Annotated in this window: 22 protein-coding genes and 1 pseudogene; 3 read left to right on the top strand and 20 right to left on the bottom strand. The window is 45.9% G+C overall.

The features are described 5' to 3' along the window. Window positions 1-51 precede the first annotated feature (51 nt). A pseudogene (locus tag DWZ38_RS22805) lies at window positions 52-267 on the top strand (group II intron reverse transcriptase/maturase); the annotation flags it as partial. 312 nt (window positions 268-579) lie between these two features. On the opposite strand, the gene rpsI reads toward DWZ38_RS22805, so the two are convergent. Together rpsI and rplM are read right to left on the bottom strand one after the other, a co-directional pair. After that, window positions 580-972 carry a 30S ribosomal protein S9 gene (gene rpsI / locus DWZ38_RS13115; protein ID WP_117853329.1) on the bottom strand — a complete coding sequence of 131 codons (393 nt, stop codon included), beginning with the start codon at window positions 970-972 and terminating at the stop codon, window positions 580-582. A gap of 17 nt (window positions 973-989) precedes the next feature. Then, window positions 990-1,418 carry a 50S ribosomal protein L13 gene (rplM, locus tag DWZ38_RS13110; protein WP_117853326.1) on the bottom strand — a complete coding sequence of 143 codons (429 nt, stop codon included), beginning with the start codon at window positions 1,416-1,418 and terminating at the stop codon, window positions 990-992. A 484-nt stretch (window positions 1,419-1,902) separates the two neighbouring features. Here rplM and DWZ38_RS13105 point away from each other — a divergent pair, with 484 nt between their 5' ends. Next, window positions 1,903-3,072, top strand: coding sequence for a cation diffusion facilitator family transporter (locus DWZ38_RS13105; protein WP_117853323.1), 1,170 nt, complete (start codon window positions 1,903-1,905; stop codon window positions 3,070-3,072). A 2-nt stretch (window positions 3,073-3,074) separates the two neighbouring features. On the opposite strand, the gene DWZ38_RS23555 is transcribed toward DWZ38_RS13105, so the two are convergent. Next, window positions 3,075-3,254, bottom strand: coding sequence for a DUF6783 domain-containing protein (locus DWZ38_RS23555; protein WP_334298057.1), 180 nt, complete (start codon window positions 3,252-3,254; stop codon window positions 3,075-3,077). On the opposite strand from DWZ38_RS23555, the gene DWZ38_RS23550 reads away from it, so the two are divergent. Then, window positions 3,174-3,383 (top strand): DUF6783 domain-containing protein, encoded by a 210-nt coding sequence (locus tag DWZ38_RS23550; RefSeq protein WP_317259449.1) that lies wholly within the window; start codon window positions 3,174-3,176, stop codon window positions 3,381-3,383. The genes DWZ38_RS23555 and DWZ38_RS23550 overlap by 81 nt on opposite strands. Here DWZ38_RS23550 and DWZ38_RS13095 read toward each other — a convergent pair. The 17 genes from DWZ38_RS13095 to DWZ38_RS13015 form a co-directional block, all read right to left on the bottom strand. Next, window positions 3,365-4,420 (bottom strand): substrate-binding domain-containing protein, encoded by a 1,056-nt coding sequence (locus DWZ38_RS13095; RefSeq protein ID WP_021924375.1) that lies wholly within the window; start codon window positions 4,418-4,420, stop codon window positions 3,365-3,367. The two genes, DWZ38_RS23550 and DWZ38_RS13095, sit on opposite strands and share 19 nt — an antisense overlap. After that, on the bottom strand, window positions 4,417-6,012 hold the full coding sequence (locus tag DWZ38_RS13090) for a helix-turn-helix domain-containing protein (RefSeq protein WP_021924374.1): 1,596 nt from the start codon (window positions 6,010-6,012) through the stop codon (window positions 4,417-4,419). Before DWZ38_RS13090 ends, DWZ38_RS13095 begins: the two co-directional genes overlap by 4 nt. Before the next feature lie 26 nt (window positions 6,013-6,038). Beyond that, window positions 6,039-7,538, bottom strand: coding sequence for a histidine kinase (locus DWZ38_RS13085; protein WP_117853321.1), 1,500 nt, complete (start codon window positions 7,536-7,538; stop codon window positions 6,039-6,041). After that, the gene (locus tag DWZ38_RS13080) at window positions 7,535-8,548 is read right to left on the bottom strand and encodes a substrate-binding domain-containing protein (RefSeq protein ID WP_021924372.1); all 1,014 of its coding nucleotides are present in this window, start codon (window positions 8,546-8,548) and stop codon (window positions 7,535-7,537) included. Before DWZ38_RS13080 ends, DWZ38_RS13085 begins: the two co-directional genes overlap by 4 nt. 138 nt (window positions 8,549-8,686) lie before the next feature. Next, a complete protein-coding gene (locus tag DWZ38_RS13075) occupies window positions 8,687-9,844 on the bottom strand; it encodes a sugar ABC transporter permease (protein ID WP_117853319.1) in 1,158 nt (385 codons plus the stop codon). A gap of 17 nt (window positions 9,845-9,861) precedes the next feature. Continuing rightward, window positions 9,862-11,400: a sugar ABC transporter ATP-binding protein gene (locus DWZ38_RS13070; protein ID WP_117853317.1), complete on the bottom strand. Its 1,539-nt coding sequence runs from the start codon at window positions 11,398-11,400 to the stop codon at window positions 9,862-9,864. 116 nt (window positions 11,401-11,516) lie between these two features. Then, window positions 11,517-12,647 carry a sugar-binding protein gene (locus DWZ38_RS13065; RefSeq protein WP_117853314.1) on the bottom strand — a complete coding sequence of 377 codons (1,131 nt, stop codon included), beginning with the start codon at window positions 12,645-12,647 and terminating at the stop codon, window positions 11,517-11,519. Window positions 12,648-13,212: 565 nt separating this feature from the next. Continuing rightward, window positions 13,213-13,953: a tRNA pseudouridine(38-40) synthase TruA gene (gene truA / locus DWZ38_RS13060; RefSeq protein ID WP_117853312.1), complete on the bottom strand. Its 741-nt coding sequence runs from the start codon at window positions 13,951-13,953 to the stop codon at window positions 13,213-13,215. Between the two features lie 84 nt (window positions 13,954-14,037). After that, complete coding sequence (locus DWZ38_RS13055) at window positions 14,038-14,841, bottom strand: energy-coupling factor transporter transmembrane component T (protein ID WP_117853309.1); 804 nt, start codon at window positions 14,839-14,841, stop codon at window positions 14,038-14,040. Beyond that, on the bottom strand, window positions 14,838-15,725 hold the full coding sequence (locus DWZ38_RS13050; protein ID WP_021925820.1) for an energy-coupling factor transporter ATPase: 888 nt from the start codon (window positions 15,723-15,725) through the stop codon (window positions 14,838-14,840). The genes DWZ38_RS13055 and DWZ38_RS13050 overlap by 4 nt, the downstream gene beginning before the upstream one ends. After that, window positions 15,716-16,561 carry an energy-coupling factor transporter ATPase gene (locus DWZ38_RS13045; protein WP_117853307.1) on the bottom strand — a complete coding sequence of 282 codons (846 nt, stop codon included), beginning with the start codon at window positions 16,559-16,561 and terminating at the stop codon, window positions 15,716-15,718. Before DWZ38_RS13045 ends, DWZ38_RS13050 begins: the two co-directional genes overlap by 10 nt. 17 nt (window positions 16,562-16,578) lie before the next feature. Continuing rightward, window positions 16,579-17,196 carry a ribosome biogenesis GTP-binding protein YihA/YsxC gene (yihA, locus tag DWZ38_RS13040; protein ID WP_021925818.1) on the bottom strand — a complete coding sequence of 206 codons (618 nt, stop codon included), beginning with the start codon at window positions 17,194-17,196 and terminating at the stop codon, window positions 16,579-16,581. Window positions 17,197-17,213: 17 nt separating this feature from the next. Then, a complete protein-coding gene (gene lon, locus DWZ38_RS13035) occupies window positions 17,214-19,526 on the bottom strand; it encodes an endopeptidase La (RefSeq protein WP_117853305.1) in 2,313 nt (770 codons plus the stop codon). Between the two features lie 19 nt (window positions 19,527-19,545). Continuing rightward, window positions 19,546-20,868 carry an ATP-dependent Clp protease ATP-binding subunit ClpX gene (gene clpX, locus DWZ38_RS13030; protein ID WP_021925816.1) on the bottom strand — a complete coding sequence of 441 codons (1,323 nt, stop codon included), beginning with the start codon at window positions 20,866-20,868 and terminating at the stop codon, window positions 19,546-19,548. 208 nt (window positions 20,869-21,076) lie between these two features. After that, window positions 21,077-21,658 (bottom strand): ATP-dependent Clp endopeptidase proteolytic subunit ClpP, encoded by a 582-nt coding sequence (gene clpP, locus DWZ38_RS13025; protein ID WP_117853302.1) that lies wholly within the window; start codon window positions 21,656-21,658, stop codon window positions 21,077-21,079. Window positions 21,659-21,725: 67 nt separating this feature from the next. Further along, window positions 21,726-23,033, bottom strand: coding sequence for a trigger factor (tig, locus tag DWZ38_RS13020; protein ID WP_117853300.1), 1,308 nt, complete (start codon window positions 23,031-23,033; stop codon window positions 21,726-21,728). 218 nt (window positions 23,034-23,251) lie between these two features. Continuing rightward, the gene (locus DWZ38_RS13015; RefSeq protein ID WP_117853297.1) at window positions 23,252-23,803 is read right to left on the bottom strand and encodes a DJ-1 family glyoxalase III; all 552 of its coding nucleotides are present in this window, start codon (window positions 23,801-23,803) and stop codon (window positions 23,252-23,254) included. Window positions 23,804-23,903: the final 100 nt, after the last annotated feature.

Raw genomic sequence — 23,903 nt, 5'->3', positions numbered from 1 at the left:
ATTTACGCAGATAATCAGCGTTAACTCGTCATAACGTTTATCTCGTCATAAGGCGGTATCCTGTCGCCATTGCTTGCAAACATTGTTTTGAACGAGTTGGATTGGTGGATTACTTCCCAATGGGAAGAAATGCCAACGAAAAGAGATTTTACAACAAGAAGCAATAAGCAGGGAACAGTTATCAAAAGCCATGCTTACAGGGCTTTGCGCAGAAGCAGACTGAAAGAAGTGCATGCGGTGCGATATGCCGATGATTTCAAAATCTTCTTTCTAATGCCGGAATCTCTGAAACAAAAAGCACCCAGTTATTTGTTACTGAGTGCCTGCATTAGAATCGTATTTAATTGTTCAGATTTGGTCAGATTATGCCAAACCCTCCTATTTTTTAACCACTAAGGCCGTTTTTTGACCCCATTTTTGCCGGTTGTCCTATATTTAACCACTAAAAATTGGGTGAAAACGGCTCTCGTTTGGTCAAATGAGGTCAAACTATATCAGCCCGTTTAGGTATAAGGAAACCCCGGAAAACCTTGATTTTCCGGGGTTTTTGAACCATTTTGATATAGTCTGAGCAGTCGATTATCGTTTGCTGAACTGCGGAGCGCGACGAGCTGCTTTGAGACCTGGTTTCTTACGTTCTTTCATACGAGGATCACGAGTAAGGAATCCTGCTGCTTTAAGAACTGGTCTGTACTCTTTATCTGCTTCAAGAAGGGCTCTGGAGATACCATGTCTGATAGCACCAGCCTGTCCTGTATATCCGCCACCGTGTACATTTACAAGGATATCGAATTTACCATCTGTTTCGGTAGCAGCCAGTGGCTGACGAACGATAACTTTAAGAGTATCTAATCCGAAATACTCATCGATGTCTCTTTTATTGATAGTGATTTTACCAGTACCTGGGGTAAGGTAAACTCTTGCTACTGATTTTTTTCTTCTTCCTGTTCCGTAGAATTTTGCGCTAGCCAATGTTTTCTACCTCCTCATTAAAATGTTAAAACTTCCGGTTTCTGAGCCGCATGTTTGTGTTCAGGTCCGGCATAAACGAAAAGTTTTGTGTACATTTCTCTTCCTAATGGTCCTTTTGGAAGCATACCTTTAACTGCCAGCTCAACAACTTTCTCAGGTTTCTTAGCCATCATCTCTTTTAATGTAGTCTCTTTCATTCCACCTACATAATCAGAGTGATTGTAGTAGATCTTCTGATCCATTTTCTTACCTGTAACTTTGATCTTGTCAGCGTTAACAACGATTACATAATCACCTGTGTCAACGTGTGGTGTAAACTGAGGTTTGTTCTTTCCTCTTAAAACGCTTGCTACGCCAGAAGCCAGACGGCCAAGGGTGCAGCCTTCAGCGTCAACTACATACCATTTTCTCTCGATTTTATCTGGATTAGCCATATAAGTCTGCATGGTTTTACCTCCTGTTATTTATCAACGATTGTTTGTATAAATGCGATATCTCGCATATTTTAGTAATATGGAAACGATGGTGCAATTACTGCGGAAATGTCCGAAACCGCTGATAAATACTGTCGCCGGGGCTATTGGCTAAAGTATCTCGCACTACGTCACATTGAGTAATTATATTATAACCCCTCTCTTCTGTCAACTACTTTTTCCCCATATTTCCATATTTTTTTCAAAAAGTTTTCCACATTCTGCCAGAGATTTGAACTAGATTTTCCACAAAACATATTTCCTGTATCCACCGCATGCACTTTTCTCCACAATCGTCTGAGAAAATGCCGACTAAATTAGCACACCCAAATTATGTATGATTTTATAAATTTCCACTAGCAATTTCCCTGACAAGATGTTATATTGGAAAGAATGTATTTTCGGATACGGGTACCCTTTTATTTTTTCTTCTTATATGATTGAGGTGAGGTTTTTTATGATAACATTTTTATCCCGTTTTTTCATTAAAGATTACAAAGATTACGCTTCCCCCCAGGTACGCCAGTCTTACGGCATGCTGTGCGGAGCTGTAGGAATTGCCCTGAACATTTTTCTTTTTCTTGGGAAATGGCTGGCAGGCATGTTAAGCGGTTCCATTGCCATCACGGCAGACGCCTTCAACAACTTATCAGACGCCGGCTCTTCTGTGATTACCCTTGTAGGCTTTAAGCTCTCCGGACAGAAACCGGACACCGAGCACCCCTTCGGACATGGACGAATGGAATACATCTCCGGGCTTCTTGTCTCTGTTGCAGTTCTGATCATGGGCTTTGAGCTGATCCGTTCCTCCATTGACAAGATCCGCACACCGGAGCCAATCGAATGCAGCCCGATCATCATCCTGGTACTGGCAGCTTCCATTCTGGTGAAAATTTATATGTACACTTACAACCGCGGAATCGGCCACAAAATCGACAGCACTGCCATGCAGGCAACTGCAGGCGATAGTTTAAGCGATACTGCCGCTACCAGCCTGGTGCTTCTTGCAACCATTATCAGCCAGCTTACAGGACTGATTCTGGATGGCTGGTTCGGTGTTCTGGTGGGAATCTTTATTTTCTATACCGGAATCACAACTATGAAGGATACCATCGATCCGCTCCTCGGTCAGGCTCCGGAGAAAAATCTGGTAGAAGAAATCGAGGAAATTGTTCTCGCCCATCCCCTTGTCCATGGCATGCACGACCTGATCGTCCACGACTACGGCCCTGGAAGACTGATTCTCTCCCTACACGCCGAAGTACCGGAACATGGAGACCTGCTGATCATCCATGACGAGATTGACAATATCGAGCACGAACTCCAGGACAAACTGAACTGCTCCGCAACCATCCACATTGACCCTATCGTCACAGACAATAAAGAGGTCAACGACATGCGCACCCAGATTGAGGAAGTTACCCACAATCTGGACCGCCGCCTTTCCATCCACGATTTCCGTATGGTAGAAGGCCCCACCCACACCAATCTGATTTTTGATGTGGCCGCTCCTTTTGAGTGTAAACTTACCAACGTAGAGATAACCAATCTCCTGAAAGAGCGAATCCGCAACATGGACGATGGCAACTACTGCGCCGTCATCCAAATCGACCGCGTTTATTTCTAATATTAAGCTGCGCCAAAATTCCCCCAGACAGTATTCTTACTGTTTGAGGGAATTTTTCTGCACCTTTCCCTAGAGCGTGTTTGAAAAAGGCTTGCTGCAAGATGTGCGTCACAATTTGTGGGAGATTTTGCCCGGATGAGGGCGTCGTAGCGGGCTACGACAACCGAATTCGGGTGAAATATACCGCAAAGTGGGGCGTGCAGATTGCGGGAATGATTTTGGGGGCAGGCTCTAAAATACATCAAAGCTTTAAAGATCACAAGTGTCCGAATGCGTCCGCCTTGAACCATATCTATCTTATATTCAAATAAACATCCTCCCTTGTATGGAATCCCCCGTCAATAATCACCTCATCCATATTCTCCGCCGTCACCGCAATAGGATCAATCTTATAATAAGGAATCTCATACGTACCGTCATTAAACGTCTCTTCCGCTTTATACTCCCCGGAACCAGATGTAATATCCTCCCCATTTCCAAGAGCCACCGCAAACTCCGCCGCCGTATTCGCCTCCTGCTCAATAGGTTTGTAAACCGTCATCTCCTGGGTGCCTTCCACAATTCTCTGACAGGCCGCCAGATCCGCATCCTGCGCAACCACAGCCACCTTTCCAGCCAGCCGGTTCTCCGACAAAACCTTCACCGCCTGACTGGCCAGATCATCATTTCCGCACATTACACCCACAATATCCCTGGTTACTTCCAGTCCCTTGTTCACATGATTCCCAGCCAGTTCCGCCAGCCAGTTATCACAGTAGCCAGTATAAACAACATTCAGATTGCTTCCCTCCAGAGCTTTGTTAAACCCTCGCACAACTTCATCCACATTTTTATCTGTAGGAGAACCATTAATCGCAAAAATATTTCCCCCGTCAGGACAAGCCTGCATCAGCGCCTCGCCCATAAGAGTTCCCACCTTTTCATTATCAATGGTAATATACAGGTCTGCATTGATATTCCCCACTATACGGTCGTAACAGATCACATAAATCCCCTTATCCTTGGCTTCCTTCACCACATCATAAAGGGCATCTCCGTCAATAGGGATCACCACGATCACATCCATATTCTTCTTAATAAAATACTCAATCTGCGAAATCTGCTCTTCCACCACGCCCCCGGCAACCTGCACATTCACCTCTGCCCCAAGGCTCTGCGCTGTGGAAACAAACATATCCCGGTCCCGAAGCCACCGCTCGATTACAAAAGAATCAAAACTCAGTCCAATTTGCAGCTTGTCCTCTTCCTCTTTTTCCGTCTTTTCAGGCTCCCTTTGGGCGGTACCGCACCCAGCTGTAAAAGCCAGCGCCAGAACCATGATCAGAAACGTCCATCTTCCCTTTTTCATTTTCCATACCTCGCCTTATATTCGCTTGGTGTCATATCCATCTGCTTCTTAAAAATCCTGCTGAAATAATTAGGATCCGAGTATCCGCTCTGAATTCCAGCTTCCTTCACGCTTATATTGGCATCCACCAGAAGCTCTTTTGCTCTCTCAATCCGCACTCTGGTCAGATACTCAATGAAATTTTCTCCTGTCTCATCCTTAAAAATCTTGCTGAAATAATAAGGACTGATATTCACCTGCCCGGAAACATCATCCAGGGAAATATCCTTGCTGTAATTTTCCTGAATATAAACCATGGCCTTCTTCACTGCTGAATTGGACTGATCCACCTTCTGGTCACGGATCGCACGGCACACATTCACCATTTTCTCCTGAAACCACTTATGAAGCTCTTCATAGGTGGAAAGAGACATTGCTGTATCCAGATAATCTCTGCGGTAACTGAATCCATAATTGATCGCCCCGCACTCAAATGCAATCTTCTCGCTCCAGATAATAAACTCCAGGATCTTCAGACGAATATTGTTCATATCCTGGGAATAATGCTCCACCATCCAGTCAAAGAAGAAATTCACCTCCTGAAGCATGCCTTCCTCATTTCCCTCCTCCAGGAAACGATACATCCGCTTCTCATTGTTGCCGGGAAATGCTTCATCATACACACCATTCTGGGAAAGATCCTCAATATGTATCACACGGCTGAGGCTGCCATTCAGCGCACGAAGAGCCTCGCGGTAAGAACGCTCCATCTCCGCCATCTCCCAGATTCTTCCGATTCCTACACGGAATTTAGCATCCAGACGGTTCTCCAGCCTTGCCACCAGCTCCCTGGCTTTTTCCACCAGATCAATACGGTCCTCATAAGGATTCTGGGAAATCTCGCAGGGAACTACCACAGGGATACGATTAGACATAATATTTCCTACCACACAGGGAAACGCGGATTTCACCACATCCCGAAATTCCGGGTAAAAGCTCTGCGCCTTCACATTCATCCCAACCGGGCTCACCAGCCTGCCGTTCTCATAGCTCTGCCCAAACTGCACCACCATAACAAACCCCTGTGCATATGCAATATCCAGAAGCTGCTGGTAATAATCTGCTGCCTGCATCTCCTTCTGGAAAAGCAAAGCACTTACATAGCTTGACTCCACAACAGGAATTACCGTTTCCAGTTTTTCCTGAATTTTCAACAGATTGCTTCTCTGATCACGAACTTTATCCACCTTTGCCGTGGCTTCTTCCACAACGGAAATGATTTTTCCTTTTGAAATAGGCTTGGTAAGATACTTTTCCACACCAAGATCAATGGCATCTTTCGCATAATCAAATTTGTCATAGGCAGAAATCACGTAAAACAGGGCAGAATTGTTAAACTTGCGTATTTCCCTCATCGCCTGGATTCCGTTGATTCCCGGCATGTGAATGTCCATAAACACAATATCCGGGTGAAAGGTTTCCGCCTTCTCGATCACCACTCTTCCTGTTTTAGCTGTCTCCACAATGCATTTTTCTCCAAATTCAGCCAGGATTATGCCTTTAAAAGCCTCCAGCATAAGTCCCTCGTCATCTGCTATCAGAATACGGTACATATCTTCATGCTCCTCTTCGTTCTTGCTTACTCTTCCCCTTCATTTTCAACAGGCAGCGTAATATGCACGCTGGTTCCCTTTCCAAGGCCGTCACTTTCTATGATAAGAAGCCCTTTTTGCTTATAATACAGCTCCAGCCTGTCGATTACATTTCCTACCGCAATTCCTGTGGAATAACGGTCCTCCCCATTGTTCCGGGCCCTTCCCGCCATTACAGACTGAATCATTTCCGGTGTCATTCCGGCACCATTGTCGCTGACTGTGATTTCCAGATCTTCTCCGGCCTTATGGATGGACATTTTGATTTTTCCGGTTTCCATACAGTCATGAATGCCATGCTGAACTGCATTTTCCACCAGCGGCTGCAGGATCATGCTGGGAATCCGGAAATCACCGATTCCCTCATCCACATCCTTTTCGTAATGGATGTCCCCTGCAAACCTTACATTTAAAATATAAATATAGTTGTCAACTGCTTCCACTTCCTCAAAAAGCATGGCATCGTCTTCCATTTTCCGCACATTATACCGGAAAAAATCCGCCATTTTTTCCAGAAAAATGCCAGTCCTCTCTGCATCCTCCAGCATGGCAAGCTGTGCTCCTGCATTCAGGCAGTTAAAAAGAAAATGGGGATTGATCTGGGCCTGAAGGTATTTCAGCTGAGCCTCCTTCAGATGAGTTTCCATAAGAAGCTCCCGCTCCTTCATCTGGGCCTGCTTCTCCATGCTCTCCCTCTGCTGGGCAATGTGAATGCGGATGCTGTCCAGCATCTGGTTAAAGCTTCTTGTTACAACGCCGACCTCATCCTCACACACTACCGGCAGAACCGGCACATCCAGATTTCCCATTGCAACCTCATGAGCTGTATTGGAAAGCTGGGTCAGCGGCCGGATCATAGAGCGCACAACCAGTAAAATAATAACCACGCCCACTGCTGCCACAATAAAAATAACTACCAGTGCCAGGCGATACAGCACATCCATAGAGGACAGAAGGATCTGGTAATTCGCAGAGTTGGTTCGAAAGCGCAGATTATTTAGCTTGTAAATGTAAGAATTAATATATTCATACAGCTGAAGCTCTTTTTCATAGGAAGATTTATATTTCTCAATATTTCTTCCTCGCTTGGCCTGAACCGTCTCGTTTGTTTGATCCAGATAGCTCTCAGACATTTTGCGGATATTTTTCTCCAGCATTTTCACTTCGCTGTCCACATTGCGGTCATTGAGCCCGTCCAGAAGCTGTCTGTAATCCTGCTCATAGCGATAGTAATTTTCCAGGGCTTTGCTTCCCTTTGTATTCAGATATTCGTAAACGGTTCCCTCCAGTTTATTCAGGGACTCAGACAGGTCATTGATCGCTGTATTACTGGAAAAAACAGCGTCAATGCGGTCCACGCCCATGTGGATCTGCTCAAAAATAAAAAAATTAATGCATACTACAAAGATCATGACCAGAACCATGGCAGCACTTAACCTGGTCTGGATGGAATTCTGCATCGAAAGGCTTTCTTTTTGTTCTCTCATTGATTCGCCCCCGTTCTGTAGGTTCCCACATTTTTCCGGGTGATCACATTCTGACCTACGCTGTAATAGCTGCTGGTGTGTCCAAGGGAGGAATATTCCTCAAGGGCATTGATGCTGTATCTTCCGATTTCCTCCATATCAAGAGCGATTGCAGAAGAAATGATGCCTTTACTGATGGCATCCAGAATTACATCCGAATAGTAGAAGCCAACAACATCCACGTTGCCTACCTGGTTATAATCGATAAGTGCCTGGTAAACACATTCTGTCACAACCTCATCCATGCAGACCAGCACGTCCGGAAGCGTATTTCCATTTACAAAAATGTCCCTTACAAATTCTTCTGTATCAAAATCAGAGCTGTTGTCAATGCTGTACTCGGAAATATTCACAGACTGATAGCCCTGCTTTTTTTCTTCCAGTTCTTTTTTGATCTGATAATAGACCAGATTAGTCTCCTGGGTTTTGGACTGGGAATTGGACAAAAGAAGCACCTGAGTGGTCTCATGCTCTTTCAAAAGTCCCAGGATCTGCTCAGTGTAGGCATTTCCAAGCTGGTAGCTGTTCAGGCCTACAAAGCTGATCCTTGCGCTGGAAGAGTCATCGGTCAGCACAGTTACAACCGGAATATTCTGGTCCATTGCTTCCTGAATCAGTTCCTGTTCTTCTGCGCTTCCGTCCGCTTCCAGAATGATCCCATCCACCTTGGAGGCGATTCCGATCCGCAGATAATCCGCTTTTGTATAAGTGGACTCTCTTTGGGGCGCGATCAGCTCTACATATGCATCTGCATCCCTGGCTGCCTCGCTGGCGCTCTCGTAGATGGAATCCCACATCAGGGTATTCTCCTCTCCGGAAATCATCAGATAATGTTTTTCATAGCCTGCTGCCCCTTCCCCTTCTCCCAGGTCTACCTGATCCAGAGTTTTCTGGAAATAAATCCAGATTCCGGACAGAAACAGCATGCATCCTGCCAGAACAAAAAAGACAGTCAGTGTGGATTTTTTCATAATTTTACAGTTTCCTTTTCTAAGATACTATAAGTTTAACATATTTACTTAATATGTGCAAAAAGGACCATTGCATTTTCTGCAACAGCCCTTTGCATTTACAACTGCCTGATACAGCAGCTTTTCACTTATTTTGATTTAGTTGGATTTTCTGTTGGAAATAACATCAAATACAACTGCGATCAGAAGTACGGCACCTTTTACTACGTACTGCCAGGAATCACCGATACCCATGATAGACATACCCATGTTGATAACACCAAGGAGAAGAGCACCGATTACAACACCGCCTACAGTACCGCTTCCGCCGTATGCAGAAGCACCGCCGATGAAGCAGGAACCGATTGCATCCATCTCGAAGGAAGTACCTGTACTACCATTTACAGAACCTACACGTGCTGCGCAGAGAAGACCTGCAAGTCCGGCAAGTAAGCCCATATTTGCGTATGCAATAAAGTAAACCTTGTTTGTATCAATACCGGAAAGCTGTGTAGCTTTCTCGTTGCCGCCGATTGCGTAGAAGTAACGTCCAAATGCGGTCTTGGATGTGATGAAGTTGTAGATCATGCAGATTGCAACTACCCATACAAGCATTACGGAGATACCTTTGTACTGGTACAGTTTGTAGCAGTACCACAGAATAACAACTGCGATTACGGCTGCTCTGCTGTAATCAGAAGCTGCTGTGTTCTGGCGATAGCCTTTTTTCGCTTTGTTTGCTCTGGATTTCATAGTGGAGAAAATAACGTAGCATGCAATGATCACACCAACGATCAGAGCGGAATATTTCTTTCCATCATCAAGTCCTGGAATGTTGATATAAGAAGTAAATACATTCAGGAAAGATTTGTTCTGGATGGATACGGTTTTGTTGTCCAGTACCAGGCGGCCGAATCCACGGAAAATGAACATACCAGCAAGTGTTGTAATAAATGGAGGAATTCTCTTATAACCAATCCAGTAACCCTGCCAAACACCAACCAGAAGGCCGATTACCAGACAGAGGATAATGGTAAGTAATGGGTTAAATCCCTTGCTGCCAATGAGAACAGCTGCAACACCGCCTACAAAACAGATAACAGATCCAACGGAAAGATCGATGTTACCACCAGTTAAGATACAAAGCAGCATACCACATGCAAGAACCAGTACGTATCCGTTCTGGAGCATAAGGTTTGACATGTTCTGTGCATAAAGAAGTCTTCCATCAGTAAGAACACAGAACAGGATAAATACGATCACAAGCGCAATGACCATCGTATATTTTCTAAAAAAATCCTTTATTTTGGAATTCATATCGTTTTCCCCCTTGATTATTTCTTCTGATTCTGCATGATATGTGCCATGATGCCTTCCTGGGTTGCCTCTTTCGCATCCAGTTCTCCAGCCATCTTGCCTTCATTCATAATATAAATTCGGTCACACATACCAAGGATTTCAGGCATTTCAGAGGAAATCATGATTACAGATTTTCCCTCTTCTACCATCTGATTGATCAGACAGTAAATATCATATTTCGCACCTACATCAATTCCTCGGGTAGGTTCGTCCAGAATCAGAATATCCGGTTCTGTAAACATCCACTTTCCAAGAAGGGCTTTCTGCTGGTTACCACCGGACAGATTGCCGATACGCTGCTCGTTGGAAGGTGTCTTGGTTCCCATTTCTTCTGTCATCTTTTCTGCAAGCTGTACTTCAAGGTCGGTATTGATGATTCCCCTGTCACAGACTTTGGAAAGACGGGCCAGAGTGGTGTTGAAACGGATGGACTCATCAAGGATCAGTCCGTTTGTTTTACGGTCCTCAGTTACATATGCAAGACCATGCTGGATGGCTGCCCGAGGATCCTTAAGATCTACTTTTTCACCCTTTATATACAATTCTCCGGTAATTGCACTGCCATAGCTCTTACCGAAAATGGACATTGCCAGCTCTGTACGGCCTGCACCCTGCAGTCCTGAGAAACCAACAACCTCACCTTTATGTACTTTAAAGGAAATATTGTCGTCTACAATTTTTTCCGGATACAGAGGATGATGAACAGTCCAGTTCTTTACCTCAAGCATCACGTCCTTGCTTACATTGTGCTCGCGTTTCGGATAACGGTCTTCCATAGGACGGCCAACCATTCCTTTGATGATTCGGTCCTCACTTAAGTCATCCACGCCTTTTGTAAGTGTCTCGATCGTACTTCCGTCTCGAAGAATGGTACAACGGTCTGCACAGTAAATGATCTCATTCAGTTTGTGTGTGATAATAATGGATGTCAGTCCCTGCTTCTTGAATTCCATAAGCAGATCCAGAAGCATTTTTGCATCTTCATCATTCAGGGATGAAGTAGGCTCATCCAGGATGAGCAGTTTTACTTTTTTGGAAAATGCTTTCGCAATTTCAACCAGCTGCTGTTTGCCGGTTCCAATATCTTTAATTAAGGTCTGGGCAGATTCGTGAAGTCCTACCTGAGCCATGTGTTTTTCTGCTTCACTGTAGGTTCTGTCCCAGTCGATGGCTCCTCTTTTATTTTTGATCTCGTTTCCGAGAAACATGTTTTCACCGATGGAAAGCAGTGGGATTAATGCAAGTTCCTGATGAATAATAACGATACCTTTTGCCTCGCTGTCATTAAGCTTTTTAAACTTACATTCTTCACCTTCATAGGTAACCGTTCCAGTATAGCTGCCGTATGGATACTGACCACTTAATACGTTCATCAATGTGGACTTTCCCGCACCGTTCTCACCGATCAGCGCATGAATCTCTCCACGCTGAACTTCAAGGTTAACGTTATCCAAAGCTTTGACACCGGGGAATTCCTTCGTAATGTGTTCCATTACTAAAATATTATCAGCCAAAATGGCGCCCCCTTTCCCATAAAGCAGGCGGGGCTTTTCACCCCGCCCGCATTTACAACATTACTGTTCTTTTTGTGAGCAGTAACTTTTATTTGTATGACGTTCTCTCAGTTCACTTAGTTTGCCGGATGAAGATATCCGTCGTCGTCCATTGTGTAGTATCCAGGATCAACAAGTGCTTCCTGAAGGTTGTCTTTTGTTACAACTGTTGGAACCAGAAGGAAGGATGGGCATTTGTTGCCTTCAGATGTCTCATAGGACTCTGTGTCATAAGTACAATCGAAATCCCAGCCGGAAGCCTCGATCAGAGACTCATCAACGGTATCACCAGCCAGCATTGCTTTTGCCAGGTCAAGTGTTACTACTGCTTCGTTAGCAACTGCTTTGTAAACGGTCATGGACTGTTTTCCATCAACGATGTTTGCAAGGTTCGCTTCGTCACCATCCTGTCCTGTAATAAGAACAGTATTGCTTCCAGCATAGTCAGACTCAATTGCCTGTGTTACACCAAGTGCTGTGGAGTCGTTGGAGCAAAGTGCTACGTCAAGCTGTGTTCCGTCTGCATAGTAGGATGCCAGAATGTTCTGCATTCTTTCAAGGGCTGTCTGTGTATCCCATGCAGGTGTTGCAACAGAATCGAAGTCTGTCTGTCCGGAAACTACATTTAAGGTTCCTGCATCGATGTATGGTTTTAACACATCAAATGCACCGTTGAAGAAGTAGCCTGCATTGTTGTCAGCAGGATCACCAGCTGTAAACTCGATATTGTATGTCTTATCGCCGGCATTTTCAAGATCCAGAGTGTCTACAACGTACTGTCCCTGAAGGGTACCAACTGTGTAGTTATCAAAGGATACATAATAGGAAACAGCGTCGGATTTGATCAGACGGTCATAGGAAATAACCGGGATCCCTGCTTCTGCAGCTTCATCCATAACTGTGTTAAGAGCCTCACCATCAATAGCAGCTACTACTAACAGGTTAACTCCATCAGAAATCAGGTTCTGGATATCGTTTACCTGACGATCTGTCTCATTGTCAGAGTAGGTAAGCTCAACTTCATATCCAGCGTCCTCAAACTGCTTCTGCAGATAAGAACCATCACGATTCCAACGTTCCAGTGACTGTGTAGGCATTGAAATACCGATCTTTCCGCCTTCAGCTGCTGCATCCTCTGCAAATACCGGAACTGTAAATGAACTAACTGCCATTGCTGCTACCATTGCCATTGCTACTTTTCTCTTCATGAAAAAACCTCCCGTATCATTTTTATTTGCTATGTCGTATAGCTTTCTGATGGGATTATAATATCATACAGGCAGTTTGTGTAAAATGGACTAATTTTGGATTGCTCTTTCAATTTTTGTGTTGGTATGTGCACATTTTTGTGCTGGACTGGATATTTTTGTTGTAGGATAGTACTAGATTGTAATTATGTGCTATTGACATTTTTGAGATGTGAAGGGGTGGATTAGTTAATCAAGGCGGACGCTTTCCCCCAGGTGTGCCGGGACAGACAATGACGAATTTCGGGATTTGGCTCCGTCGCCTATTGATTTAACTTAAACTTGTTAGTAACCAGTGAGTTTGCAATGTATATTCGTGAGCAGGTCATTTCAGGAGCGGTCTTAACGGAGACGAGATCCACTGTCTACGGAGACTTAGCATCGAAGGCTCTCCTGAGATACTTAGCCGCAGTTGACAGTTAGCTTGGCGGAGTGTTGCGACGATCTGCGATGAATATACATTGTGAACTCACGTCCGGGTAACGACGCTACTTCACTAATCTACCCTATAGTAAATCCATCCGCATCAATCAAAAAACTGTATTCCCATAAGAGTCAGTCCCTGGGCGGGGGCGGTGGGGCCGGCGGCGGAGCGGTCTTTGGCGTCCAGGATTTTCTGCATGCGCTCCGGTGGATACTGGCCGTTTCCGATTTCAATCAGGGTTCCGGAAATAATACGCACCATATTATAGAGGAAACCAGTTCCGGAAACACGGATGGTAACCATATCTCCCTCGCGGAAAACCTCAATGCCAGTCACAGTACGGATGGTAGTTTTCACCTGGGCACCGGAACCGCAAAAGCTGGCAAAGTCATGACGTCCAATCAGATAAGAGGTAGCCTCCCGCATTTTGTCCACATCCAGCTTATAATGATAGAAATAAGAATACAGCCGCTCTGTAGGCACCGGGAATTTCCGGTTCAAAATACGGTATTCATAAGTTTTCTCACTGTCACAGTATCTCGGATGGAAATCCAGTTCCACCTCCTCAGACATCTGAATCCGGATATCCTCCGGAAGCCGCTGGTTCAGCGCATACGAAATCTTTTCCCCGGGAATGCGGGTATTGGTATCAAAAACAGCCACATTGCCAAGAGCATGCACTCCCGCATCCGTACGGCTGGCCCCGATGGTCTCAATCTTTTCCCCAAGAAGCTCGGAAAGAGTATCATTGAGAACTCCCTGCACGGTAATTCCATTTGGCTGAGTCTGCCAGCCGCAGTAATTGGTTCCATCGTATGCAACAACAAGTCCAATTCGCTTCATATTTTTCTCCTTGTTAAAAATCCCTCACCTGCTTCTTTCGCACAGATGAGGGAATATATATTCTCAGAAATTTATAGATATCGTTTACAGTCCTGCCACACGGAAGCCCACTGCAACCGCAAGATAAGCCACCATAACTCCATAGGCCGCATGGTCTCTCTTCTTATAGCTAAGAGGCTTCATCTGAGTACGATTGTCACCGCCGTGGTAACATCTCGCCTCCATAGCCATGGCCAGATCATTGGCCCGGCGGAACGCGGAAATAAACAGCGGCACCAGAAGGGGCACCATATTCTTCGCCTTCTGAATCAGATTTCCATTCTCGAAATCAGCACCGCGGGCAATCTGCGCCTTCATGATCTTGTCCGTCTCCTCCAGAAGAATAGGAATAAAACGAAGGGCAATGGACATCATCATGGCAATGTCATGAACAGGCACATGAATTTTATTCAAAGGACGGAGCAGTCTCTCCAGACCATCCGTCAGCTGATTCGGTGTGGTAGTCAGGGTCATAATGGAAGAACCGATTACCAGAAAAACCAGTCGGATCGCCATAGTTCCCGCAAGAACAAGCCCCTCCTTTGTCACCTTAAGAAATCCCAGCTTCCACACAACCTCACCAGGCGTCAGTATCATATTAAAAAATATGGTAATCAGAAGCAGCATAAAAATGGTCTTCAGTCCCTTGAAAATAAATTTTACCGGAACCTTTGACATCAGGATCATTCCAGCAAGAAATACACCTGCCACCGCATATCCTAAGAACGTATGAAACAAAAATACCGACACAATAAAAGCGATGGTTCCCACAAGCTTGGTTCTTGGGTCCAGCTTATGGATCACGGAATCCGCCGGATAATACTGTCCAATGGTAATATCTCTGATCATGCTTCGCTGCCTCCCTTCTTAAGAAGTGAAGGCTTCTGCTTTTTCAGCGCTGCCAGAATGGTCTCCTTTGCTTCCTCCACTGTGGTTGCAGTAGGATCCACATCCAGCCCATTCTCAGAAAGAGCATGCATGATATAGGTAATCTGCGGCGCCGCAAGTCCCATCTCTTCCAGTTCCTTATAATGGGAAAATACATTCTTCGGGGTATCGTCAAATACCATTTCCCCATGATTCATGACGATCAGGCGCTCCACATATTTGGCAATGTCTTCCATGCTGTGGGAAACCAGAATAATGGTGATTCCCCTCATTTCGTGAAGTGCTGCAATCTGATCCAGGATATCATCCCTGCCCTGCGGGTCAAGACCAGCAGTAGGCTCATCCAGTATCAGAATCTTCGGGTTCATGGCCAGAACGCCTGCAATGGCCACTCTCTTCTTCTGTCCTCCGGAAAGTTCAAATGGAGATTTGGTAAAATTCTCTTCTTTGACACCCACGTGGACAAGGGCTTTCTTCGCCTCTTCCTCTGCCTGCTCTTTGGAAAGTCCCTGGTTCATAGGACCAAAGCACACATCTGCCAGCACCGTATTTTCAAACAACTGGTGCTCCGGGTACTGGAACACCAGTCCCACCTCGCTTCGAAGCGCCCTGCGGTCATAATTTTCAGCCCACACATCTTCTCCATTATAAAGGACCTGGCCGCTGGTTGGCTGGATCAGTGCATTAAAATGCTGGATCAGAGTTGATTTCCCGCTTCCGGTATGTCCGATCACACCGATGAACTGACCATCCGGAATCACAAGATTAATGTCCTTCAAGGCATGGCTCTCATATGCAGTGCCCTGACTGTAAGTAAAAGTTACGTTCTTAAGCTCTATCGACATAATGCACCTACCAATTCCTCTTTTGTCAGTATTCCTTCCGGAATGTCCACGCCAGCCTTATGAAGCTCGTGGGCAAGCAAAGTTACCTGCGGTACATCCAGTCGGTATTTCTTCAGGGTCTCCACCTGGGAAAAGATTTCCCTTGGAGTTCCCTGCATCACAACATTTCCACGGTCCATTACATAAACCTTGTTGGCATGAATGACCTCTTCCATATAATGGGTGATCAGAATAACGGTTACATTCTCTTTTTGATTCAGCTCAGAAACAGCTTCCAGTACTTCTCTTCTGCCGTTCGGATCCAGCATTGCAGTAGGCTCATCCAGCACAATGCAGCTGGGACGCATAGCTACAACGCCAGCTATGGCAACTCTTTGCTTCTGTCCTCCGGACAGCTTGTTCGGAGATGCATAACGGTAAGCGGTCATTCCTGTCTTTTTCAGACTGTCATCCACACGCTTCCAGATTTCTTCTGTAGGAACGCCCATATTCTCAGGACCAAATCCTACATCCTCCTCCACAACCGTACCAATGATCTGGTTGTCCGGATTCTGAAAAACCATGCCTGCTCTCTGGCGGATTTTCCATAATTCCGGTTCCTTGGCTGTATCCATATCATCAACCCACATGGTTCCCTCAGAAGGGATCAGAAGCGCATTCATCTGCTTCGCCAGTGTGGATTTTCCGGAACCATTGTGCCCCAGAACGGCCACAAAATCGCCGGCTTCAATGTCCAGGTTTACATCATTGACGGCACGCTGTGTTGCCTCCACATTGCCGTCCTCATCATACTTGAGATAGTCAAATCCCAGCTTGAACGCCTTGATAATTCCCATATATTTTTCCTCGTATATTAGTTCTGAGCCTCGTCCGTAGCTGCCGGAGCGAATCCAGTCAACTCGTCCATTAACGCCCAGATCTCATCTCTTCCCTGTTTGGTCTCAGCAGAAAAAGGAATGATCCTGCTTCCCGGGCGCAGCTTCAGTCCGTCTTTGATTGCTTTTACATTCTTCTGTACCTGGCTTCTTTTCAGCTTGTCAAGCTTGGTTGCGATAATGATCGGATTGTATCCGTTGTTTACGATCCAGTCATACATCAGCTTGTCATTTGCAGAAGGCTCATGGCGGATATCAATCAGCAGAAAAACCGCCTTCAGAGTCTGGGAAGTGTGAAGATAACGCTCGATCATCTTTCCCCATTTCGCTTTCTCTGTCTCCGGGACCTTGGCATATCCATATCCCGGAAGATCCACAAGGTACATAAAATCATTCACATTGTAAAAATTGATGGTCTGTGTCTTTCCTGGCTGGGAGCTTGTCCTTGCCAGTGCCTTCCGGTTCATCAGACCGTTAATGAGGGAGGATTTTCCCACATTGGATTTCCCTGCAAAAGCGATTTCAGGTCTTCCTGTGTCCGGCAGTTTGCTGGTAATACCGCAAACGATATCCAGTGAAACATTTTTAATTACCATTTTTCCTACCTCTCATTTCAGGCAAGTGCTCGTTCCAGCACTTCGTTCATATTTTCAACGAAGATGATCTTCAGTCCGTCTGTGATCTCTTCATCCAGTTCTTTAATGTCAGGCTTGTTTTCCTTGGGTACAAGTACTTCCTTGATCTTGGCGTACTTGGCAGCAAGAAGCTTCTCCTTCAGTCCGCCGATTGGAAGAACACGTCCCCGAAGGGTGATTTCTCCGGTCATTGCAAGGTCAGCGCGTACCGGCTTTCCAACAATTGCAGACAGCATGGCGGTTGCCATGGTAATTCCGGCGGACGGGCCATCCTTTGGAACAGCACCTTCCGGAATATGTACATGAATGTCATTTTCCTGGAAAAATTCCTGATCAATTCCATACTTAGAAGCAACAGAACGGATATAGCTGATGCCAGCCTGTGCAGATTCCTTCATCACATCTCCAAGCTGTCCGGTCAGCACAAATTCCCCTTTGCCAGGCATAATGTTGACCTCGATCTGAAGGGTATCACCGCCTACCTGTGTCCATGCAAGGCCTCTTGCGATACCGATCTCGTCTTTCTTGTTCGCCATCAGATAATTGTATTTCTCCTGTCCCAGGAAATCGGAAAGATTCTTGCCTGTGACTGTTACTTTTTCCTTGCCTTCTTCCATGATCAGACGTGCTGTCTTGCGGCAGATCTGTCCGATCAGGCGCTCCAGGTTACGCACTCCAGCTTCCTTGGTGTAATTATTGATGATCTTGCGAAGGGCTGTACTCTGAATGGAAAGCTTGCCTTTGGGGATTCCATTGGCTTCCATCTGCTTGGGAATCAGATGTTCCTTGGCAATGTGCTCTTTCTCATTCTCTGTATAACCGCTGATCTCAATAACCTCCATTCGATCCAGAAGAGGTCTTGGAATCCCCTGGATGTCATTGGCAGTTGCAATAAACAATACCTCGGAAAGATTCTGCGGCAGTTCTACATAGTGGTCATTAAAATGACTGTTCTGCTCCGGATCCAGCACCTCCAGAAGTGCGGAGGAAGTGTCTCCCTTGTAATCGCTGCTGGTCTTATCGATCTCGTCCAGAAGCATCAGAGGGTTGGCTACCCCTGCCTGTTCAAGGGCAACTGTCACTCTTCCCGGCATCGCTCCTACATAGGTCTTTCGGTGACCTCTGATCTCTGCCTCATCTCTTACGCCGCCCAGACAGATACGCACATAGCGTTTGCCTGTAGCTTCGGCAACGGACTTGGCAATAGAAGTCTTACCGGTTCCAGGAGGTCCCACCAGACAAAGAATGGGGGATTTGCCCTTGTGTGTCAGTTTACGGACAGAAAGGAACTCCATAATTCGTTCCTTTACATCCTTCAGGCCATAGTGCCCCTCTTCCAGGATCTTCCATGCAGCTTTCAGATTCTCAGAATCCTCAGAGCATTTGTCCCAGGGAAGAGAAAGAAGGGTCTCGATATATCCACGGAGAATACTGCTCTCCGCTGCATTGGTGCTGGTGATCTTGAAGCGTCCGATTTCCTTGAGAATACGGTCCTTCACTTCCTGGGACGCAGTCAGTTCTCTTGCTTTCCTACGGAATTCCTCTGCCTCATCAGCAGTATTATCCTCCCCAAGCTCCTCACGGATCAGCTTCAGCTGCTCTCTCAAAATATATTCACGCTGGTTCTTATCCACCCGCTTCTTCAGCTTCTGCTGAAGGTCATGGCTGATGTCCAGCACATTGATCTCATTGCTGAGAATCGCGCCAAGAAGCTCATATCTGTCAGACAGCTTTCCTGCCTCCAGAAACTTCTGCTTGCTCTGCCAGGAAAGAGGCAGGTTTACTGCGATCTGGTCAATCAGCTCCTTTGTCTTCTGGCAGTTGAGAATCTGGGCAGCCAGTTCCTTGCCTATTTTGCCCCCTTTGGTGCAGTAGGTATGGAAAAGCTCCCGGATGCTTCTGTACATAGCCTCGAGCATTGCCTGAGGCAGTTCCTCTTCTTCCTCGTCAGTCAGGACGATCTCCGCCCTGAGATAGGGTGTCTCCTGCTCCAGTCCCAGAAGTTCTGCTCTTCTGGTTCCTTCCACAAGGACACGCAGCAGATTGTCCGGAAGTTTGACAACCTGTTTGATATATGCCACGGTTCCTACCTGAAAAAGCTGCACAAAGCCCGGATCTTCAATCTGTGGATCCTTCTGTGTCACCAGAAAAATCTTCTGATCCTGGAGCATTGCAGCCTCAATGGCTTTCTTGGAACGCTCCCGGCTTACATCGAAATGGATGATCATGCCCGGGAGTATGGTAGTTCCGCGAAGCGCGATGGCAGGAAGTACATTGATCGGCTCACTCATCTGTCGTCAGGTCCCTTCTTCACGCTGTTTCAGGAGTGCCTTTCTTGCGTGCACGCTGGTTTCTTCTGCCTGTATTGGAAGCACCTGCCTGCTGCACCAGAGGTTCCCCGTGAACGATCTGAGGTTCACCTGTTCCCTCCACAGCTTCTTTTGTAATAATGCATTTACGAATGGTGTCATCGGATGGAGTCTTGTACATCAGATCCATAAGGGTGCTCTCCATAATTGCACGAAGTCCTCTGGCTCCTGTTTTACGCTCCATAGACTTTCTGGCCATAACACGAAGTGCCTCATCCTCAAAGTCAAGCTCCACGCCGTCAAGCTCAAACAGCTTGTGGTACTGCTTGGTCAGTGCATTCTTCGGCTCCTGAAGGATGCGAAGAAGCGCATTCTCGTCAAGTCCGTCCAGTGTTACCACAACCGGAACACGTCCTACAAACTCCGGAATCAGGCCATAACGGATCAGATCCTCCGGCATTACCTGCTTAAACAGCTCGCCCACGTTCTGCTCTTCCTTGGAAGCAACCTCAGCACCAAAGCCGATTGCCTTGGTATCCTGTCTGCCCTCAATGATCTTCTCCAGACCGTCAAAAGCACCGCCGCAGATAAACAGAATGTTGGTGGTATCGATCTGAATAAATTCCTGATGGGGATGCTTTCTTCCTCCCTGAGGCGGAACGCTTGCCACAGTTCCCTCCAGAATTTTCAGAAGTGCCTGCTGTACACCTTCACCGGAAACATCACGGGTGATGGATACATTCTCAGACTTACGTGTGATCTTATCGATCTCATCGATATAAATAATTCCGTACTGCGCACGGTCAATATCATAGTCAGCAGCCTGGATAATTTTCAGAAGGATATTCTCAACATCCTCGCCTACATATCCGGCCTCTGTCAGTGTAGTGGCATCTGCAATGGCAAATGGCACATTCAGAAGTCTCGCCAGTGTCTGTGCAAGCAGGGTCTTACCGGAACCAGTTGGTCCCAGCATCAGAATGTTGCTCTTCTGAAGCTCCACATCCAGGTTCTTGGATGCAGTGACACGTTTGTAATGATTGTATACAGCAACAGAAAGTGCTTTCTTGGCCTCATCCTGTCCGATTACATAGTCGTCCAGAATCGCATGGATTTCCTCTGGCTTCATCAGATTGATCTCTGATCCAAGAATATCTTCCTGATCGTATCCTCCAAATTCTTCTTCCATGATCTCCGAGCAGATTCCCACACACTCATCGCAGATGTAGGCTCCATCCGGTCCAGCGATCAGCTTGCGGACCTGGTCCTCGGTTTTCTGGCAAAAGGAACATCTTACCTTTCCTTCTCTTATCTTCTCAGCCATGAATCTCTAACTTTTCCTTTCTACATAAAGAAGCCTTTTATTCAGAAAAAGATTTCTTTATTTATTAAAATTTGAAATTTTTTATAAAATATTCCTATTTTACAAAATTTTCCCATTTTACAAGATAAGACTCCTGTCAGTTCAGGAGTCTTTTCTTACAGTAGCATGCAAAAGAAAACTCCGGTCGGGGTTTCTTTTGTTTTCAATATTATTTGTGGGCTACAACACCATCGATCAGACCATAAGCCAATGCTTCTTCTGCGGACATATAATTGTCGCGGTCTGTGTCTTTCTCTACAACCTCAAGAGGCTGTCCGGTGTTTGCTGCCAGGATCTCATTTAATGTTCTCTTTGTCTTGGCAATGTGGTCTGCCACGATCTGGATCTCGGTAGCCTGTCCCTGGGCTCCGCCAGAAGGCTGGTGGATCATGATCGTAGAATTCGGCAGTGCAAATCTCTTGCCCTTTGTACCGCCAGCAAGAAGGAACGCTCCCATGCTGGCAGCCATTCCCAGACAAATAGTGGAAACATCGCACTTAATATACTGCATGGTATCATAAATTGCCATACCAGCTGTCACGGAACCGCCCGGGCTGTTGATATAAAGCTGGATGTCCTTTCCAGGATCCTCTGCTTCCAGAAAAAGCAGCTCTGCAACTACCAGGCTGGCAGTTACATCATTAACTTCTTCTCCCAGGAAAATGATTCTGTCCTTCAGAAGCCTTGAATAGATGTCGTAGCTTCTCTCCCCTCTGCTTGTCTGCTCAATGACATAAGGCACTAAACTCATATATTCCCTCTTTTCTTATCAGGTAAGCACTCCCGAGCCTGTCAGGAGTGCCTTCATTCAAATCTGATTACTCAGCGTCTGCTGCTTTCTCAGCCTCAACAGCTGCGTCAGCGATCAGTGTAACTGCTTTCTGAACAGACAGATCTTTCTTCAGCTGCTCAATTCCGTCCTCACCGATTGCTTCTCTGATCTTGTCAGCTTCCATCTTGTAAGCGTCTGCCATCTTCTGGATCTCTTCTGTGATCTCTTCCTCAGACGGCTGTGTATTCTCTGTCTCAGCGATCTTCTCAAGAACCAGTCTTGTCTGGATTCTCTTAAGAGCCTGCGGCTTCATGTCTTCCATCATCTTGTCCATGCTCTGGCCTGTGAACTGGAAGTACTGATCCATGGATAATCCCTGCTGCTGCATTCTTCTTGCGAAGTCATCCATCATCTGACGGCACTGGGTCTGGATCATAAGATCCGGAATATCCATCTGTGCATTCTCGATTGCTTTATCTACTGCTGCATTCTCTTTTGCAGTTCTTGCTTCTTTTTCTTTCTTCTCTGTCAGGTTCTTCTTAACGTCTTCTTTGTACTCAGCAAGAGTATCAAACTCAGATACGTCCTTAGCGAACTCATCGTCAAGCTCCGGAACCTCTTTGGTCTCGATTTTCTTAACATCGCACTGGAATACTGCTTCTTTGCCAGCAAGCTCTTTTGCCTGATATTCCTCCGGGAAAGTAACCTTAACTTCTACATGATCGCCTGTGTTAGCGCCAACAAGCTGATCCTCGAATCCAGGAATGAATGTGCCGGATCCAAGTGCAAGAGCGTAGTCAGATCCTTTGCCGCCGTCAAATGCAACGCCGTCAACAAATCCCTCAAAGTCGATTGTTGTGATATCGCCGTTTGCTGCTGCACGATCCTCAACAACAACTGTTCTGGAGTTCTTATCCTGCTCTTTCTTAACTTCTGCGTCAACTTCCTCGTCTGTTACAGCGATCTCAGTCTTCGGAACCTCTACTCCCTTGTAGTCTCCAAGAGTAACCTCTGGCTTGGTAGCAACATCAGCTGTGAAGATAAGTGCCTTTCCTGGCTCCATCTGTGTAACGTTGATCTCTGGCTGGGAAACGATCTCAAGGTCGCAATCAGCAATTGCTTTGCTGTACTCCTGCGGTACAAGAGAATTCACAGCATCTTCCATGAATACTCCCTTACCGTACATGCTCTCGATCATCTTTCTAGGAGCTTTTCCTTTACGGAATCCTGGAAGGCTGATTCTGCTTTTCTGTTTCTGGTAAGCTTTCTCCATTGCTTTGTCTAACTCTTCAGCGGAAACTTCGATGGTAAGTTTCGCCATGTTTTTCTCTAATTTCTCCACCTGTAAACTCATTTTCGTGTTCCTCCTTAATATTCAGGTAAAATGTCAGGTCCAATGCAGCCGCATGTGCATAGCGGATAGACATTGTCCGTTTTTCAATCATAATGCAGGGTTTCCCCCTATTATTACAGTCATTGTAGAAGTATAGCACAACCAGATTAAAAACACCAGTGTTTTTTTATGGTTTTCCCTGTTATTCCTGAAAAAAATAGAGTTTTTGGCGGTTATTCCTACTTATATACTACAGATTCTGCGATCTGGTCTGCTTTTTCCTGGCCAAGAAGCTGGGAAATCAGGGAAAGACTGAAGTCGATGGCAGTTCCAAGGCCGCGGCTTGTGGTGATATTGCCGTCCACGACTACGTTGTCCTCCAGGCGTACTGCATCTCCTAATCCGTCCATGCAGGATGGATATGCAGTTGCTTTCTTTCCATGTAAAAGTCCGATCTGGGCAAATACGGTGGGTGCTGCACAGATGGCTGCGATCCTGCCTCCATTATTATAGAAGTTTTTCAGAAGGTCGGTGAGGGGTGCAAATGCGCCAAGGTTGGTGGTGCCAGGCTGTCCTCCCGGAAGGACCAGCATGTCTGCATCCGTGAAGTCCGTTTCCGCGAAAGTCTGGTCTGTAAGCATGGTGATGCTGTGGGCAGTTGTGATCTGCTTTGTGTTTTTTATGGAAACTGTGGTGATGGTGATTCCGGCTCTTCGCATAAGGTCTACTACGGTCAGGCCTTCAATGTCTTCGAAACCGTCTGCGAGAAAAATGTATACTTTTTTGCTCATGGGAAAGTCCTCCTTATTTTGATTCCTATTGATAAATTCATTGTATCAACAAGCTAATTTTCCGAACAATCAACTTATCGATATACTAACTTGCTCATAG

The organism is Ruminococcus sp. AF31-8BH (genome assembly GCF_003460605.1).
In the GTDB taxonomy this organism is placed as follows: Bacteria; Bacillota; Clostridia; order Lachnospirales; family Lachnospiraceae; genus Blautia_A; species Blautia_A acetigignens.
Note: the sequence above shows the minus strand (reverse complement) of the source record. Positions and strands in the feature narration are given on the sequence as shown.